Genomic DNA, 18,128 nt, shown 5'->3' with positions numbered 1-18,128 from the left:
CACTTTATATATTTATTTAACTGTCTTCCAAAGTCCAATTCACAAAATATGTCGTGCTAATTCTCATCACCCATTAGCTTTCTGTTTGCTACATTTCATATTTGCTACTATATCTTTAGAAAATTCTAATTATTTTTATAGTTCATTATATTACATAGGTCGTTCGTATTTGTCAACACTATTTCATTTATTCTATAGGTGATAAGCAATACGCATATAATAAATGTTCTGTCGCTCTAATCGAATCAATATGTGTTCGTTCCATTGCATGAGATGATTCAATGCCTGCTCCAAACAAGCCATGTCTTATATCTGCCCCAGCACTCAATGCCGCTGATGCATCAGAACTATAATATGGATATATGTCCACTTTGTATGGAATATCGTTTATTTTACAAAGATTTACTAGATGTGATTTCAATTGTTTATGGTATGGACCGGATGAATCTTTGGCGCAAATCGAAACAGTATACTCATCAGAATTTTGCCCGTCTCCTAATGCCCCCATATCTAACGCAATATACTCTTTGATTCTAGAATCAATCGATGCGTTCGCACCATAGCCGATTTCTTCATTATTTGATATATAAAATTGTGTTGTATGTGGCAATGTTGTTTGATCTTTCTTTAATTTTTTGAGTAATTGCAGTATCATTGCTACGCTTGCTTTATCATCCAAATGGCGAGATTTAATAAAGCCTGATGACGTGATGACTGTGCGCGGATCAAAGCTAACAAAATCACCTACTGAAATACCCAAACTCTTAGTATCTTCCTCGGATGTTGTAACCTCGTCTATTCGTATTTCCATATGCTCTTTGTCTCTAGCTATTTCGTGGTTATTTCGATAAACATGTACACTTGTTTCATGTAAGCAAATAGTACCTGAGTATATTTGCCCTGCTTCTGTCTTAATTTGGCAATATTCACCTTCAATAGCATTATAAGTGAACCCACCAATTAACTCGATTGCTAAGCGTCCATCTTCTTTAATTTCTTTAACCATTGCGCCTAATGTATCAACATGCGCAGTAATACAACGTTGGACATCATTGTTATTGCCTGGCACAGTTATGAGTAAAGCCCCTTTATTTGTTAATTTTGTTTGGTACCCCAAGTTTTTAACGTAATTTTCAACAAATTGGATTGCTTCTTCTGTATCTCCCGAAGGACTGCTAATGTTTGTTAATGTCTTAATCGTTTCTAAAATTTCTTCCATGTAATTCCCCTCCATGACAGTTGTTTTCTCTACAGTTTCATTGTAGATGATTTACATTACTTTATCTATTAATGTCTTGTTGCATTTCTTTATTTACTATTGCACTACGCAAATAGCTCATTTACAATGTTATTATTCTGAAAATTTCGAAATAAGGTGATGTAGATGACAACAGTTTTATTTGTAGGACTTGGGTTAATTGGTGGTAGTCTTGCTAGTAATATCAAATTCCATAATCCTGAAATTAATATCATTGCATTTGATGCAGATATTTCACAATTAGATAAGGCTAAATCGATTGGAATTATTGATCGTAAATATACGGATTATCCAGCTGCTGTCAAAGAAGCTGATGTGATTATTTATGCAACGCCTGTGACTATTACCAATAAATATCTTGTTGAATTAATTGATATCGAAACAAAACCAGGTGTTATTGTTACAGATACAGGAAGTACTAAATCGACAATTCAACAACATGAACGTAGTCTATTAAAACATAATATTCATTTAGTTAGTGGTCATCCGATGGCCGGTAGTCATAAATCAGGTGTATTAAATGCCAAAAAACATTTGTTTGAAAATGCGTATTATATTTTAGTTTATGACGAACAAGAAAATAAACAAGCTGCTAACATGTTAAAAGAACTTTTATCTCCCACATTAGCTAAGTTCATTGTGACTACAGCTGATGAACATGATTATGTAACAAGTGTTGTAAGTCATTTGCCTCATATTGTTGCCTCAAGTTTAGTACACCTTAGTCATAATAATAGTGATGAACATCAGCTAGTTACTAAATTAGCAGCTGGTGGCTTTCGAGATATTACACGAATTGCTAGCAGCAACGCTCAAATGTGGAAAGATATCACGTTAAGTAATAAAGCATATATTTTAGAAATGATTCATCAACTTAAAAATCAATTTCATGAATTAGAAAGCATAATTGAAAATAATGATTCTGAAAAATTGTTGGCATTTTTTGCCGAAGCTAAGTCGTATCGCGATGCCCTACCTACTAAACAACTTGGTGGATTAAATACTGCGTATGATCTATATGTTGATATTCCGGATAAACCGGGTATGATTAGCAAAGTCACTCACATCTTAAGTTTACATAATATATCTATAAGCAACTTAAGAATTTTAGAAGTCCGCGAAGATATATATGGTGCTCTAAAGATTAGTTTTAAAACACCTTCAGATCGCGAACGTGGTATGGAAGCATTGAGTGATTTTGATTGTTATATCCAATAATTATTAAGTCTCTTTTGATAAATTCTATATATTCTTAGATGCTGTTGTGAAAATCTATTGTGATATATAAAATATTTATCTTTAGAGACTTATTTTATACGAATTACGAGATTGAGACATAAAGTTTTTGTGCTCTGGGAAACCGATTAACGGCGTCCCAAAAGCAGGATTTTCGGCAGAAACTCTCACAATTCGACAAAATTCGGAAAACAATTTTGCTCATCGTTCTGTTCTGCTCAAATACTAAACGCTTTTGTCCCGACCTCATTACATTTTATGACCAGCCATTAAACCTAATCTGCCATGCTTCGTGCCCGCCTCTGTATATGACACCGCTTTTGATACGATACCTTTACCGTACTTCAAGTGCAATTGATCTATCGTTTTAGCTAGACACTCATCTCTCTTCCTTTGATATTCATCTTCAAATAAACTCATCTGTCGTTCATCTTCATTAATAAACTGACTCAATGATATACTTAATGTCCGGTACAGAGCTTGTTTGTTACATAACTTATCAGCGAAATACATTACTACTTTATAGATATCTTTTTCTAAGTTTGTTGGATCTTTCAATGTATATTGTTTATGAACGCCCCCTTCATCACTATATCCAAAAGAGAAATGAATTGTACGCGCTACTTTCTTCCTCGCTCTGACTCGACTTGCCACATCTTCAATTAACTCTTGCATTACTACTTTTGCTTCATCAAAATGATAGTCCCTCATTAATATTTGACTCTTACATATAGATGGGTTGCTAATTTTATGCTTTTCACGAACTTTACTTTGATCTATTCCATTAGCATGCAAATGCATATCAACACCTAAAATGCCGAACTCTTTTTTCAAAAATTTATATGGATATTTTGCTAAATCCCCTATAGTAAAAATTCCTCTTTTATTCAACTTTGCTTCTGTTCGACGATTAATACCCCAAAAATCTCGCAATGGTTGAATTGGCCACAATTTTGTAGGTACATCTTGATATCGCCATTCAGCAATACCATTTTTACTGTGTTTCGCTTCGACGTCCATTGCAATCTTACTTAACAACATATTTGATCCTATACCTACAGTGCAGTAAATCCCTGTTTCTTCATAAATTTCACGTTTGAGTCTTTCACAAAATGCATGTACTGTTGAACTAAATCTATGATAACTATCAGTCACATCCATAAAAAATTCATCAATACTATATTGGTGTAAATCTTCAGGTGGAATATAACGTAATGCAATTTTAGAAATAGCAACTGAAACATTGAGATACTTACGCATACTTGGATTAATAATATAAATGTCATTTCTATGCGGTATTTCAAACAATCGTGATCCTGTCTTGATGCCCAACTCTTTTAATTTAGGTGTCGCAGCTAATATTACAGATCCTTGGCGTTTAGTATCCGCAACGACAGCTAGCTTTGTTTCTAATGGATCTAATCCCTTTTCAATACAAGAAACACTCGCAAAAAAGCTCTTTTGGTCAATACATAGAACATCCCTATCTTCTAATAAATGATAATTATACACTGTTATCCCTCCCTTACATGTATTCATTATATACGAACATACGTTCTATTTCAACACCCAAAAGAACATTAGTTCTCTTAATTTGTAAATGTATTTTTAATTATTACATGGTATACTCAAATTAATAATGATTAGGAGGTTTGGATTATGCCAATCGTCAATGTAAAATTATTAGAAGGTCGTTCAGATGAACAATTAAAAAATTTAGTAAGCGAAGTAACAGATGCTGTAGAAAGAACAACAGGTGCGAACAGACAAGCAATTCATGTTGTTATTGAAGAAATGCAGCCAAGCCGTTATGGTGTTGCTGGTGTTAGAAAATCAGATCAATAAAGTTAAGAAACACATTGAAACATTAAATTCTCAATCACTAAAAAAGCGATTTCCATCATTACTTTGATAGAAATCGCTTTTTTATATTTTATTCTGCATCTAAAAATTCTTTAATAGCTTGTCTATTTGTATTTTTGTTAATTTGTAAAGCACTGCCGTCACTATTTGTGTTGATATCTTGATATGAGTTTTTAATCGGTACAGTTAATGACTTAACATCTTTGTCTCCACGAATACCAAAACTCAAACCTGTTTGGAAAATACCAGAATCAGGAATATCCGTATTAACATAACCTCTTAAAATACCAGCAACTTTAGGAAGTTTCACGATTGTTCTAAAATTAACCATTTCTTTTTTCAATGTTTGCATTACTTGTTGTTGGCGTCTTACACGTCCAAAGTCACCTTCTGGGTCGTGACGGAATCTAGCATAACCTAGTAATTCTTTACCATTTAATTTATGATAACCTTTTTTCAAAGAAACGCCGATATTTTTAGACATATCTTTTTCAACATTAATTGGTACACCATCAGGCATAAGTTCATCAATCATTTTCTCGAACCCAGTAAAGTCAACTACAGCATAATATTCAGGATTAATACCTAAATTTTTATTAAGTGTCTTTCTAAGTAACTCTGGACCGCCTAAAGCATATGCTGAATTAATTTTATGTTTACCATATCCTGGGATATCTGCATAAATATCACGCATGACAGACATCATTTTCATTTTTTTATTGATAAAGTCATATTGAACAACCATGATAGAATCTGTTCTTGATTGTCCACCTTGTGCTTTATCTGCACCAAGTACAAGAATCGAAATTTTACCATCATTTTTTACAGGTCCATTAAATTGATGTACTTTAACATCTTTCGCATGTTGCTTGGCATATTCCACACCACTATTGTAACTATGTACAATATATACAATTAATGCGATTAGTAAAATTACAACAATTAGAAGAATGATAGGTAATTTCCTAATTTTCTTCTTCTTTTTTCGTTTAGGCGTCGAAGTAGCTTGTTCACTTTGACGTCTATATTCGTTGTCATTAGTTTCTTTATCCATATTTACCTACCTTATATCTTCAAAAATAGATTTTTGTGTACTATAATTATCACATATTAACGTTATATAAAAACAATTCAAAAAGCAAGTGATTTCTGAATAAATCGTACTAAGGTCTAATGAAAGGATGTCAAAAATGAATATAAATACAGCTTATTTTGCCGGAGGTTGCTTTTGGTGTATGACGAAACCATTTGACACCTTCGATGGTATTGAAAAAGTAACTTCTGGATATATGGGTGGGCATGTTAAAAACCCAACATACGAACAAGTAAAATCAGGTGCTAGCGGACATTTAGAAACTGTAGAAATACAATATGATGTCGCTTTATTTTCGTATAACAAATTATTAGAAATATTTTTCTCAGTAATTGATCCATTAGATACTGATGGGCAGTTCCAAGATCGTGGCCCACAATATCAAACTGCCATTTTTTATACTAATGAACATCAAAAAAAGCAAGCCGAAATGTATATTGAACAGCTTAAAAATACTATTAATGCTGACAAGGCTATTGCTACAAAAATATTACCTGCTTCAGAATTTTACAAAGCCGAAGAGTATCATCAAGACTTTTACAAGAAAAATCCTGAGCGTTATGCAGAAGAACAAAAAATACGTCAAGAATATAAAAACAAGCAACAACATCTTTAACAAAACAATTAGTTTCAGTCATAAATGAGTGGATTCACAATAGCAGCCGTATATACTAATAGCATTAAATTCTTCATTATTAAAAAGGTAAACGAAAAACATAAAGATTTTCATCTACCTTTTTTATATTTCTATTAATATAAAACTTCAACAAAACATAAAAAATCCGAGTACTTTATCAGCATTTCAATGCTTTTAGTACTCGGATTTCTAATTATTTATGACGTATAACACGCATTACTTTAGAAAGTGATTCCCAAAGTGAGCTATCCTTACGATAAACTAAAAAGCGTGGTTCCCAGTTTGGATTATACTTCGATTTATAACGACGTAAACCTTGGAAACGATATAGGCCATTAAAATGTTCAAACACTCGACCTGCAAGTCGTTCTCGTAAATATGAGTAATGTAGCTGGCCAACATTTGATAAGGTTGCCATACCCATATTAAATTTAGTATAGCCTTGTTCTTTGCTCCAAAGTAACATATGCAAGTATAAACCATCCATTAATGGTAAATCTAAGTCAGGTAACCATCTGATCAAGTCAACTGAAATTGCATCGTTAAAGTATGTTGGCATTAAACTACAAAACGCGATGACTTCATTATTTTCATTACGCATCACACCAATTGGAGCTTTAGATAAATAAGCCTCATTAAATTGACCAACAGAGAAATGCATTTCTTGACGATTATCTAACCATAAATCACTTACATGTTGAAGTTCGTTTAAAAATTCTGTATTAAATGGAGGTTCAATAATTTCAAATGAAATGTTTAACTCATCAAATTTATTTAATGTTGCTCTAAAACCACGTCGCTTTTTACCTGAAGTTGAAAATTGAGTTAAATCAATAATTGCTTCTTCACCTAATTTGAAAAATTGATTTCCGAAATTATGGTATAGCGGCATATGTTGATCCGTTACTTGATAGAAAACAACGTCGTAACCTAAATACTCCGCATAATTATAAAATGCTTCTAATAGTTCATCAAATGCATTTTCATCACCAAGTGGATCACCAAGAACAACTAACGAACTTGCTTTATATCGATACATTAAAAATGCAGTCTTATCTTCATTAGTGAAAAACTGTTTATCTCCACTATAAATTAAATGACTTAAATAATTTCCTCCGTATTGATTAATAATCGCTTCACAATCTTCAATGTTAGAAGATATGCGCACTTTGCTAAATTGATAATCAAATAGCCATGCAATTGCGCCAACGATTAAAGCAATAATTAAAATGGTAATCCAGAAATAATATTTAAGTACAGACGTATGCATTTCAATCGTATACACATCTAAAGCATAAAATGTTCCAGCTATAAAAATATGATTAATGTAGAGTACAAATATGCTAAATAAAAGCATTGCGACTAAATTTCTAATTCTAATTGGACGTTTTAATTTACGTGCTCTGCGGAAAGCTACAACAAGTAAAATAAAGATAATCGCTAACCAAGCAATTAAAATATACGATGCATACGTAAAGAACGTCGCTACAGTAATTAATAAAATTGAAATCATTGCATATATAATAGCTCGTCTACTTTGTTGATAAATACCAACAACATTAAGTAGAAGCAATAAACAAGCACTTGTATGCACTGCTAATAAAAGATAATACGTAAAATGATTACCATCGTATAACGCATCATAAACAATGGTCAGATTGTTTACAAAGAAAATCATACTTGTGAAGAATACTAAAATTGCTAATGATAATGAAGGAATTTTAGTAATAATATCTTTTTGGTATGACATAATAAATGATGTAACATCCTTAGCAGGAATGAAGTATTTAGAGCCTTCAATGTATTTCTTAGCTGATGTACCAAACTCAAATGATGATAAAATTAATGCGATGATTACTGGTACAAAATAATACGCAAAACGGTAAAGTAATAGCATTAATAATACTTTTTCTTCCGGTACACCTAATGTTTTAAATCCTAATAAAACAACTAAGTCAAAAGCACCAAAACCACCTGGAATAAAGCTGACTAAACCAGATAATGCAGCAATAATAAACACTGCAATAAATGACATAAATGATACATGCGCATCAACAATTACACCACAGAAATATAATACAACTGCAGCCGCCAACCATTCCACACATGAAACGATTGTACAATATAGGCCAACGAAACGATTGTTTTTATCTGGTGGTTTGACCATTGAATAAATAATGAATAATGGTAAGAAAAATGACACTGCATATAATACCCATCTCACCCACGTAATTTTATCTAAAATTAAAGATGCATCGAAAACGTGGAAAACAATTAATAACGATAACAAGCTTAATCCCGTTAACATTGAAATTAGTATTAATGATATAAAGTGAACTAATTTTTTCTTATCGTGCGTATAGTTTTTGTAAACCATTGCTCTTACGCCTGCACCAATAAATCCACCAAATCCAACAATCGCATTTAATGCATTAATGATATAACTTACTCTTAAAACTTTTCCTAAAGAAATATCCATTTTTAAAGCTTTAGATAAAATCACATCATACATAGATAAAATGACAAGCGATGCCCCACCACCAATAAATAGTAATACAAGGGACATACGGTTGATTTTGCCAAATTCAACCAATGTATCTTTAAAGTTAATACCAGATAACTCTCGATACAACGTAATTACTACAAAAATAAATAAAGCTGTAGCAAACGTAATTTTTAAGATTGAAAATATTTTGTTTTTAACTTCCTGATTCATTTTTTCACATCAATTCTAATTATTTCTATTATAAATCAAAATATATCATATAAATCATAATAATAGCATATCATTTCCCTTTGATTTATATAACACTTTTGTCATATTGCTAACGATAATAGCACTATTTATACACTATATTCATATGTTATCTATATATTTTATTTCACTGATTCATATTTAACATAAAGAATCTTATGAATCAACAATTATAAAAAATCAGATTAATCATATTTAAATTATGGCTTTTTCTTATTGAATTAATAATTCCATTTATTACATTCTGTCCAATGTAACCTAGAATATCTATACGATTAGTATTTTCAAATTAAATGAAATAGCTTATTTAACTAAAACTTCACATAAATATTTTACTATATTTGCATAACTAAATTTAAAACCAAATACATTGTCACATACTACTAGTAGTATGACGTTACCCATAAAAAATACCAACAAACATATGTCTATTGGTATTTAATAAGTTATTCAACTATTTTGTTACTTTCTTTAATATCATACTCACCTACATCATTACCATAAAAACGATTATAACGTCGTTTAAATAATTGGAACAAATGTGTTACTAATACTTTTAAAATTGCATATCCAGGAATACCTAAAATAACACCAACAATTCCTAATAACTTACCTGCACATAATAATATGAAAATAATTGTAAGCGGATGAATTTTAAGCGTTTTACCCATAATGTTTGGAGAAATAAAATGTCCTTCAACAAATTGCACTAAAGTCCAAACAACAGCTAATTTTAAAAGCATCCAAGGTGAAGTAATAGCAGCAATAACAATGGCTGGTGATATTGCGATTGTCGGACCTAAATATGGAACAACACTAGTAACAGCTGCGATACTAGCTAAAACTAAGCTATATTTCAATCCGATAACTGAGTAGCCAATAAATAATAATATACCTATACAGAATGAGACAATAATTTGTCCTTGAATATATGAACCTACTTGAACACTCATCTTTTCAAGCAAATCATGGAAATCTTTTCTAAATTTAGGAGGCATAATATTCGTTGAAAATTCTTTGAAATGATGTCCATCTTTAAGCATAAAGAATAATACAAATGGTGTAGTAACAATCACAACACCAATATTGGCGATTGTTTCAGCAAACGTTGCAATTTTAGAGCCAAAACCATCAGTAAACTCACTAAGCATTGACGGTATCTTTTTCGGCAATGAATTTAACCAATCATTAATTTGACTATAATAAGATGAGAAAAATGTATTATTAGCTATCTTATCAATAGAATTAATTAATTTTTCTAAATAATGCGGTGAATTTTTAACTAAACTATCAACTTGAGAACCAATAATTGGAATTAGCAAATTAACAATTAGCGTAATAATTCCCACTACAGCTAAATAAATAATTGAAATCCCTGCAACTCTAGGAATTCTATAACGTTCCATTAAGTTCACAATTGGGTTAAACAAATAAAATAGTATTAAAGACACTATAATAGGTGCTGCTATCGTTTTAAAAACTATGATAAAAGGATCAAATACATATGATACTTTTTCAAAGATAAAAATAACGATACCAAGTAATACTAAAGCAATTAATGAGAAAACTAAATCATTTCCACCAATAAACTTCATATACCGCGATTCGGTAAATTTCAAAAAATTCTTTCTAATATTTTTATCATTTTCAGTCAATTAAATATTCACCACCACTTGAAATATTCATAAGTTAGTTGTTAAATCAACTGTCTCCTTATGTAAAATTACTAATATTAATCATACCATATAAATATGCTTTAAAGTAATGAAACGTACGTATAACACGCTTTTTATGACTGATTAATCTTGGCTTCAAAATGATGAATGTGTAAAGTTAAATATATAATTTCTGATTCACTAATATGAACATCAAACTGCTTTTGAATCATTGTTAAAATTTTAAAAGCAGTATTATAGCAAATCGGATAATGATTTTTAATCATTGACACAAAATCATCTTGTGCATGAATATATTCTTTTCTTCTTAAACGTCTAATTAAAAATTGCACATGCCTAATAAAACGTTGATATTGAAGTGATTGTTTATCTACGGTGGTCACTAAGTCTGATTCAATGATACCTATACTTCTTTTAATCAAATCGTTAATTAATGTCATCTCTCGCATAGATAAATCTTCAGTATTAGATGCAATATGCAATGCGATAAATCCAATTTCATCTTCTGGAAAATGTACATCTAAGGCAGCATTTAATTGATCAATAACTTGTTTAGCAATATGATAAGCTTCGCTATATAATTGTTTAGTTTCCATAACAAATGGATTACTAATGACTTGATTTTGCTTTATACGCTTGTATGCAAAAATAATATGGTCTGTTAATGACACAACAAGTTGCTTCGAATCGACATTCATTGCTGTATTTGAAATAAAATTTAATGACTCAATAATAACTTGTAAAACATTGTCGTCAGCAATTTCAACTAAACTTTTATAATGTTCTTTTTGTTGCTCACTTTCAAGTTTATAAATTTTATCGATTGTAATAGATTGATTATTTAACACCATTCCCTCTTTTTTGTTAAAACCAATACCTTTACCAATCAAGATAACTTCTTGACCATCGTTTGTACATACTACGACATTATTATTCAATGTCTTTGTTACAATATACTCTCCCATTATCATCACCTATTTTTCTATTATTAAGATTATATATTGGAAATGACTAATATAAAAGCATTTTCAATTAAAAACTTGCCCTCAATTACACGCCCATTCCAAATAATTCATCTTAATTAATCTTCGATGTTCCAATAGTTTAATAAACTGTGTCATTGATATTACGTATAATGTATCATATATTTCTCTATTTATTTTCATAGTAGCTGAATTAACTTATAATACAAACTAAAATGCACTATTAAATTCTAATATGCTTTGAAAAATAATTTTATGCAATGACATTTGATATATTTATCGAATACCAAAATAACAAGAACCATCCGTTGTATTTTACTCAATCAACTCACTCTATTTAAAAATTGATTTTCCAAAGAAATACCTGAGTATAGTAACTTCAAGTACAGAATTACTAATATAGTATATTGAGAGCAATTAACATAAAAAGAAAAAATCCCGAAATTTTCATTTATACTTGAAAATCCGGGATTTTTAATTAGTTTAAAATTAAAATATTACTCTTGAAATGCTTATTTATCTATTTTTTTCTTATTATTAGCACCCCAAGCACTAATGCCAAATAAGTTGATTTCTAAGTTTTCAGGTTTAAAGACAGGATTCTTGCCCTCTTTTTTCTGCTGTTGATAATCTTTCATTAATGCGAATGCTACATTGGACAAGCCTATAATGGAAATAATATTTACAATTGCCATTAAGCCCATGAATAAATCTGCTGTATTCCATACAGTTTCTGTTTTCACAACTGCTCCGATAAATACTAATACTACAACGAGGCATCTAAAGATAAATAATACCATTCGATTTGTTGATAAAAACTCGATATTTGATTGGCCATAATAGTAGTTACCTACTACAGATGAAAATGCAAATAAAGTAACTGCAATTGTTAAGAAAATACCACCAGCAGAGCCTAAATGTTCATTAAGTGCTGATTGTGTCACAGCTACACCTTGAGGTGCACCAGCGCCAAATTTCAATCCAGAATACAGTAAGATCATAATGGCAGTGGCAGTACAAACTAACATAGTATCAAAGAATACACCTAATGATTGAATCAAACCTTGCTTAACTGGGTGTGGTACGGCAGCAGTTGCAGCTGCATTTGGTGCAGAACCCATACCAGCTTCGTTTGAGAACAAACCACGTTTAATACCTTGCAATACAGCAGCACCAATGGCACCGCCTGTTACTTGTTCAATTCCAAACGCACTTTTTACAATCGTACCAATCATAGGAACGATTTGATCTAAGTTAAATAATAAAATAACTAAAACCATACCTATGTAAATAATAGCCATAATAGGAACAATTAATGATGATAATGTAGCAATACTACGAACACCACCAAAAATAATAATAGCAGTTACAATAGCTAAAATGATACCTGTAACAACAGGACTAATATTGTATTGTGTGTTTAATGATTCAGCAATTGTATTCGATTGCACTGTATTGAATACGAATGCAAATGTAATTGTAATTAATATTGCAAATACAATACCTAACCATTTTTGGTTTAAACCTTTTGTAATATAGTAAGCAGGTCCACCACGGAATCCGCCATCTTTGTCATGAACTTTATATACCTGTGCTAAAGTTGCTTCAATAAATGCACTTGCGGCACCTATAAAAGCAATCACCCACATCCAAAATACTGCACCTGGACCACCTAATACAATAGCAGTCGCAACACCAGCAATATTACCAGTACCTACTCTTGAACCAGCACTTATAGCAAATGCTTGGAATGGAGAAATACCTTTCTTACCATCTTCTAATGTTTCTGGACGTTCTACCAGTGCTCTAAACATTTCAGGTAACATACGCAATTGTACGAATTTAGAACTTATTGTAAAGAAGAATCCAGCAGTCAGTAACAACCCAATTAAATATTGAGACCATATTAAATCAGTACCGACATGGACAAATTCTTTAAACCATCCAGGAATTAAACTATCGAAATCTTTCAAAATAAACCCCTCGCATCCTCTACATGAATCATGTATCTTCCATAAATTTAGAACAAATTGAAACATTCAGTAAATATAGAGATACACCATCATTTCTTATACAATACAAGAGATTTATATTAGTTTGGTCAAAGCATATCGTTTATTTAACGATGAGCTATTGGTCAGCATTTAATATAAATCCCTTGAATTTAGTCAAAATTTAACATTACTGTATTTTATCATTTAATTTAATAATTGCATATAGTTTTTAATCAATATACATATCGGTTACTATTCCAAAATCATCTGTATCTACAATGAATGAGCCGTTAGTATATTGTTCAGATTTGTGAATATCATTAACTAAACCGTGTTCTTCATTCGCTTTTGAATACAAAGTATATTGATTATGCTCTTTTGTTACAACATGTGCAGCAACTATACGGTGAGGATTTTTCTTTAATTCTTTCAATAAAGTTAATCCTCTTTGAGCTCGCTTAGCAACTTGTAAAACTTTAAAACCTATACGTTTTAAAGAGCCACGCTGAGTAGCCATTAAAATACTGTCATTTTCAGAAATACCTTCTGTCATAACAACATAATCTTCATCTTTAAGATTAATAGATTTTACACCTGCAGCTCTCAATCCCGTATCAGATAATTCACTAGTATTGTAAGTAAGCGACATACCTTTATTGGTAATGACTGTGATTAACTGATCTTTATCAAAACGCATCACACTAATTAACTCATCACCATCTTTAAGTTTCGTAGCTACTAATGGTTTATTATAGCGTGTTGTTTTAAATTGAGGTACTGTACTTTTCTTAATCATACCATTTTGAGTAGCAAACACATAAAATGCATTTGTATTAAAGTCTTTTTCATTAAAGACATTAATAACCATTTCATCTTCTTCTATTGGAACAATTTGTGATACATGTTGTCCTAATTCTTTCCAACGAATATCTGCTAATTTATGAACTGGTATAAATAGATAACGACCTTTATTTGTAAACACTAATACAGTATCTTGCGTATTTACCTCTTGATGTTTGAGTAAACTATCGCCATCTTTTAAGCCAATTTCAGCTACACCACTAGCATTAAAACTTCTCACTGATGTACGTTTAATGTATCCATGACGCGTCATACTTAATATAACTTCTTCACTCGGAACCATAACTTCTTTATCAATTTTAATTTCAGCTATTTCAGCTTCAATCAATGATAGACGCTCAGATTTGAATTTTTTCTTAATTTCAGTCAGTTCCTCTTTAATAACATTTAATAATGCATCGTGATTATCTAAAATATGACGTAATTGTTGAATTAACGCTTCTAACTCTTTATGCTCTTCTTGTAAAGCAACGATATCTGTGTTCGTTAAACGATACAATTGTAACATCACAATAGCTTCAGCTTGTTCTTCAGTAAAGTCATAAACATCAATCAAGTTTTCTTTAGCATCACGCTTATTTTTAGAACTACGAATCAATTCAATCACTTGATCTAAGATTGATAATGCTTTGATTAAACCTTCAACAATATGCATACGTTTTTCGGCATTATCTAATTCAAATTTTGTTCTATTTGCTACCACTTCAATTTGATGATTTAAATAACTATCTATTATTTGACGAATGCCCATTAATTTTGGACGCCCATCACTAATTGCAACCATATTGAAATTGTATGAAATCTGTAAATCAGAATTCTTATAAAGATAATTTTTTATAGATTCACTATTAACATCTTTTTTCAATTCGATAGCAATACGTAAACCCGTTCTGTCTGTCTCATCACGAACTTCAACAATACCATCAACTTTTTTATCAGCACGAAGTTCATCAATGCGTTTTACTAAACTACTTTTATTCACTTCATAAGGAATTTCCGTAATAATTAATTGTTTACGACCATTACGCAAAGTCTCTTCATCTACTTTTGAACGTACAATTATGCGACCTTTACCTGACTCGTAAGCTTTTTTAATTCCATCGATACCTTGAATAATACCACCTGTTGGAAAATCTGGCCCTTTAATATATTTCATTAATTGGCTCACTGTAATATCGGGATTTTCAATATATTTTAAAGTTGCTTGAATCACTTCAGCTAAATTATGTGGTGGGATATCAGTAGCATAACCAGCTGAAATACCTGTAGAACCATTCACTAATAAATTAGGAAATCTTGACGGTAAGACCATTGGTTCAAGTGTCGTATCATCATAGTTAGGAACAAATGAAACTGTTTCCTTATTGATGTCACGCAATAATTCTTCTGCTAACTGACTCAACTTAGCCTCTGTATAACGCATTGCTGCAGGTGGATCATTATCAATACTACCATTATTACCATGCATCTCTATTAGGACATGACGTAATTTCCAGTCTTGGCTTAAACGAACCATCGCTTCATACACTGAGGAGTCTCCATGTGGATGATACTGACCAATAACATCACCGACTGTTTTGGCACTTTTACGGAAATTTTTATCGTGTGTATTACCACTTGAATACATTGCATATAAAATACGACGTTGTACTGGCTTTAAGCCATCACGGACATCAGGCAATGCACGCTCTTGAATAATATATTTACTATATCTTCCGAAGCGATCACCTAAAACATCTTCAAGTGATAAATCTTGAATTACTTCACTCACTAGATTTCCTCCTCATCAAATTGATCGTTTTCAAGTACTTGTACTTCAGAATTATCTAAAATACTTTGGTCTTCTTGCATACCAAATTCAACATGCTTTTCAATCCACTCACGTCTAGGTTGCACTTTATCACCCATCAACGTTGTTACTCGTTTAGATGAACGCACTTCGTCTTCAACTTGGACACGAATTAAAGTACGTGTTTCAGGATTCATTGTTGTTTCCCATAACTGTTCAGGATTCATCTCACCTAAACCTTTATAACGTTGTAATGTAAAACCTTTGCCAAGTTCTTTTTGTAATTTGTTTAGTTCTTCGTCAGTCCATGCATATTCAATTCGTTTTGCCTTACCCTTACCTTTTTCTAATTTATAAAGTGGTGGTAATGCTATAAATACACGTCCTGCTTGAACAAGTGGTTTCATATATTTGAAGAAGAACGTTAATAACAGCACTTGGATATGTGCACCGTCAGTATCTGCATCAGTCATGATAATGACACGGTTATAGTTACTATCTTCAAGTTTAAAATCTGTACCAACACCTGCTCCAATTGTGTGAATAATAGTATTGATTTCTTCATTTTTGAAAATATCTTCAAGACGTGCTTTTTCAGTATTTATAACTTTACCACGCAAAGGTAGAATTGCTTGGAACTTACGATCTCGCCCTAATTTTGCAGAACCTCCAGCAGAATCACCTTCGACTAAATATAGTTCATTTTTTTCAGTGTTTTTACTCTGTGCTGGTGTTAATTTACCTGATAGCAAAGTATCTTTACGTTTATTTTTCTTACCAGAACGTGCATCTTCACGTGCTTTACGGGCTGCTTCCCTAGCTTGTTGTGCTTTAATTGCTTTTTTAACAAGAGATTTAGACAGTTGTCCTTTTTCTTCCAAATAAAATGGTAGTTTATCTGCAACAACTGAATCAACAGCACTTCTTGCTTCCGATGTACCTAATTTAGATTTTGTTTGCCCTTCAAATTGCAATAACTCTTCAGGAATACGAACAGATACAACTGCAGTCAAACCTTCACGAATATCATTACCATCTAAGTTTTTATCTTTAGTTTTCAATTCATTTATACGACGTGCATAATCGTTAAACACACGTGTCATTGCCGTTTTAAAACCGACTTCATGTGTACCACCATCTTTAGTACGTACATTATTTACAAAACTTAAAATACTTTCAGAGTATTGATCGTTATATTGAAAAGCTACATCGACTTCTATACCGTTTGCTTCCCCTGAAAATGTAGCGACATCATGAAGCACTTCTTTACCTTCATTAACATAACTAACAAATTCTTTAATACCTTCTTCATAGTGATAATATTCTTCACGTTCTTTACCACTACGCAAGTCTTTAAGTGATATTTTTAAATTTTTAAGTAAAAAAGCTGATTCTTGAAGTCTCTCGCTTAATACATCAAAGTTAAATGATGTAGATGCTTTGAAAATAGTACCATCTGGCTTAAATGTTACTTTTGTACCAGTTTTCTTAGTCTTTCCTTTTTTAACTAACCCAGACGCTGGTGTCCCACCATTTTTAAAGCTTTGGTGGTAAATATTACCATCTCTATGAATTTCAACTTCAAGCCATTCACTTAAGGCATTTACAACTGATGCACCAACACCATGAAGTCCTCCAGATGTTTTATAGCCACCTTGTCCAAATTTTCCACCTGCATGTAATACAGTAAAAATAACTTCGACAGTTGGCTTACCTGATTTATGTATCCCAGTTGGCATACCACGTCCATTATCTTCTATAGATATACTACCATCTTGATTTATTGTTACATCAATTTCATTACCGTAACCATTTAAAACTTCATCGACGGAGTTATCGACAATTTCATATACTAGATGATGTAATCCCCGTTTATCAGTAGATCCAATATACATACCAGGTCTTTTACGAACTGCTTCTAACCCCTCTAAAACCTGTATTGAATCATCTGAATAATTATTTTGTTTATTCATTGCCAATGAT

12 protein-coding genes are annotated in these 18,128 nt (G+C 31.5%); 3 read left to right on the top strand and 9 right to left on the bottom strand.

Annotated elements, in window-relative coordinates:
* Window positions 1–187: 187 nt before the first annotated feature.
* Complete coding sequence (locus tag ML436_06585) at window positions 188–1,219, bottom strand: M42 family metallopeptidase (GenBank protein UMT79386.1); 1,032 nt, start codon at window positions 1,217–1,219, stop codon at window positions 188–190.
* A 165-nt stretch (window positions 1,220–1,384) separates the two neighbouring features.
* Between ML436_06585 and ML436_06580 the strand changes: the two genes are divergently transcribed.
* Window positions 1,385–2,476 (top strand): prephenate dehydrogenase, encoded by a 1,092-nt coding sequence (locus tag ML436_06580; GenBank protein ID UMT79385.1) that lies wholly within the window; start codon window positions 1,385–1,387, stop codon window positions 2,474–2,476.
* Between the two features lie 267 nt (window positions 2,477–2,743).
* On the opposite strand, the gene ML436_06575 is transcribed toward ML436_06580, so the two are convergent.
* Window positions 2,744–4,006 (bottom strand): Y-family DNA polymerase, encoded by a 1,263-nt coding sequence (locus ML436_06575; GenBank protein UMT79384.1) that lies wholly within the window; start codon window positions 4,004–4,006, stop codon window positions 2,744–2,746.
* A 147-nt stretch (window positions 4,007–4,153) separates the two neighbouring features.
* On the opposite strand from ML436_06575, the gene ML436_06570 reads away from it, so the two are divergent.
* Window positions 4,154–4,339 (top strand): 4-oxalocrotonate tautomerase, encoded by a 186-nt coding sequence (locus ML436_06570; protein UMT79383.1) that lies wholly within the window; start codon window positions 4,154–4,156, stop codon window positions 4,337–4,339.
* 88 nt (window positions 4,340–4,427) lie between these two features.
* Here the strand turns inward: ML436_06570 and ML436_06565 are convergent, their stop codons facing one another.
* The gene (locus tag ML436_06565) at window positions 4,428–5,411 is read right to left on the bottom strand and encodes an LCP family protein (GenBank protein ID UMT79382.1); all 984 of its coding nucleotides are present in this window, start codon (window positions 5,409–5,411) and stop codon (window positions 4,428–4,430) included.
* Between the two features lie 136 nt (window positions 5,412–5,547).
* Here ML436_06565 and msrA point away from each other — a divergent pair, with 136 nt between their 5' ends.
* Window positions 5,548–6,066: a peptide-methionine (S)-S-oxide reductase MsrA gene (gene msrA / locus ML436_06560; protein ID UMT79381.1), complete on the top strand. Its 519-nt coding sequence runs from the start codon at window positions 5,548–5,550 to the stop codon at window positions 6,064–6,066.
* 214 nt (window positions 6,067–6,280) lie between these two features.
* Here msrA and mprF read toward each other — a convergent pair whose 3' ends face one another.
* The 6 genes from mprF to parE all read right to left on the bottom strand — a co-directional run bounded on the left by mprF (window position 6,281) and on the right by parE (window position 18,118).
* Window positions 6,281–8,803 carry a bifunctional lysylphosphatidylglycerol flippase/synthetase MprF gene (gene mprF, locus ML436_06555; protein ID UMT79380.1) on the bottom strand — a complete coding sequence of 841 codons (2,523 nt, stop codon included), beginning with the start codon at window positions 8,801–8,803 and terminating at the stop codon, window positions 6,281–6,283.
* 485 nt (window positions 8,804–9,288) lie between these two features.
* Entirely contained in the window at window positions 9,289–10,497 is a 1,209-nt protein-coding gene (gene cozEb / locus ML436_06550; protein UMT79379.1) for a cell elongation protein CozEb, read from the bottom strand.
* A 134-nt stretch (window positions 10,498–10,631) separates the two neighbouring features.
* Complete coding sequence (locus ML436_06545; GenBank protein UMT79378.1) at window positions 10,632–11,483, bottom strand: transcription antiterminator; 852 nt, start codon at window positions 11,481–11,483, stop codon at window positions 10,632–10,634.
* 530 nt (window positions 11,484–12,013) lie between these two features.
* Complete coding sequence (locus ML436_06540; protein ID UMT79377.1) at window positions 12,014–13,474, bottom strand: alanine:cation symporter family protein; 1,461 nt, start codon at window positions 13,472–13,474, stop codon at window positions 12,014–12,016.
* A 250-nt stretch (window positions 13,475–13,724) separates the two neighbouring features.
* Entirely contained in the window at window positions 13,725–16,127 is a 2,403-nt protein-coding gene (parC, locus tag ML436_06535; protein ID UMT79376.1) for a DNA topoisomerase IV subunit A, read from the bottom strand.
* Complete coding sequence (parE, locus tag ML436_06530) at window positions 16,127–18,118, bottom strand: DNA topoisomerase IV subunit B (GenBank protein UMT79496.1); 1,992 nt, start codon at window positions 18,116–18,118, stop codon at window positions 16,127–16,129. Before parE ends, parC begins: the two co-directional genes overlap by 1 nt.
* Between the last annotated feature and the right edge of the window lie 10 nt (window positions 18,119–18,128).

Origin of the sequence: Staphylococcus roterodami (genome assembly GCA_022493055.1) — a bacterium.
Lineage (GTDB): Bacteria > Bacillota > Bacilli > Staphylococcales > Staphylococcaceae > Staphylococcus > Staphylococcus singaporensis.
This window is presented reverse-complemented; position numbering and strand designations above follow the sequence as displayed.

What these genes read in the sequence shown, in the direction of transcription:
- ML436_06585 (UMT79386.1), bottom strand. Translation starts at nt 1,219, where the DNA reads ATGGAAGAAATTTTAGAAACGATTAAGACATTAACAAACATTAGCAGT.
- ML436_06580 (UMT79385.1), top strand. Translation starts at nt 1,385, where the DNA reads ATGACAACAGTTTTATTTGTAGGACTTGGGTTAATTGGTGGTAGTCTT.
- ML436_06570 (UMT79383.1), top strand. Translation starts at nt 4,154, where the DNA reads ATGCCAATCGTCAATGTAAAATTATTAGAAGGTCGTTCAGATGAACAA.
- ML436_06565 (UMT79382.1), bottom strand. Translation starts at nt 5,411, where the DNA reads ATGGATAAAGAAACTAATGACAACGAATATAGACGTCAAAGTGAACAA.
- msrA (UMT79381.1), top strand. Translation starts at nt 5,548, where the DNA reads ATGAATATAAATACAGCTTATTTTGCCGGAGGTTGCTTTTGGTGTATG.
- mprF (UMT79380.1), bottom strand. Translation starts at nt 8,803, where the DNA reads ATGAATCAGGAAGTTAAAAACAAAATATTTTCAATCTTAAAAATTACG.
- ML436_06545 (UMT79378.1), bottom strand. Translation starts at nt 11,483, where the DNA reads ATGGGAGAGTATATTGTAACAAAGACATTGAATAATAATGTCGTAGTA.
- parE (UMT79496.1), bottom strand. Translation starts at nt 18,118, where the DNA reads ATGAATAAACAAAATAATTATTCAGATGATTCAATACAGGTTTTAGAG.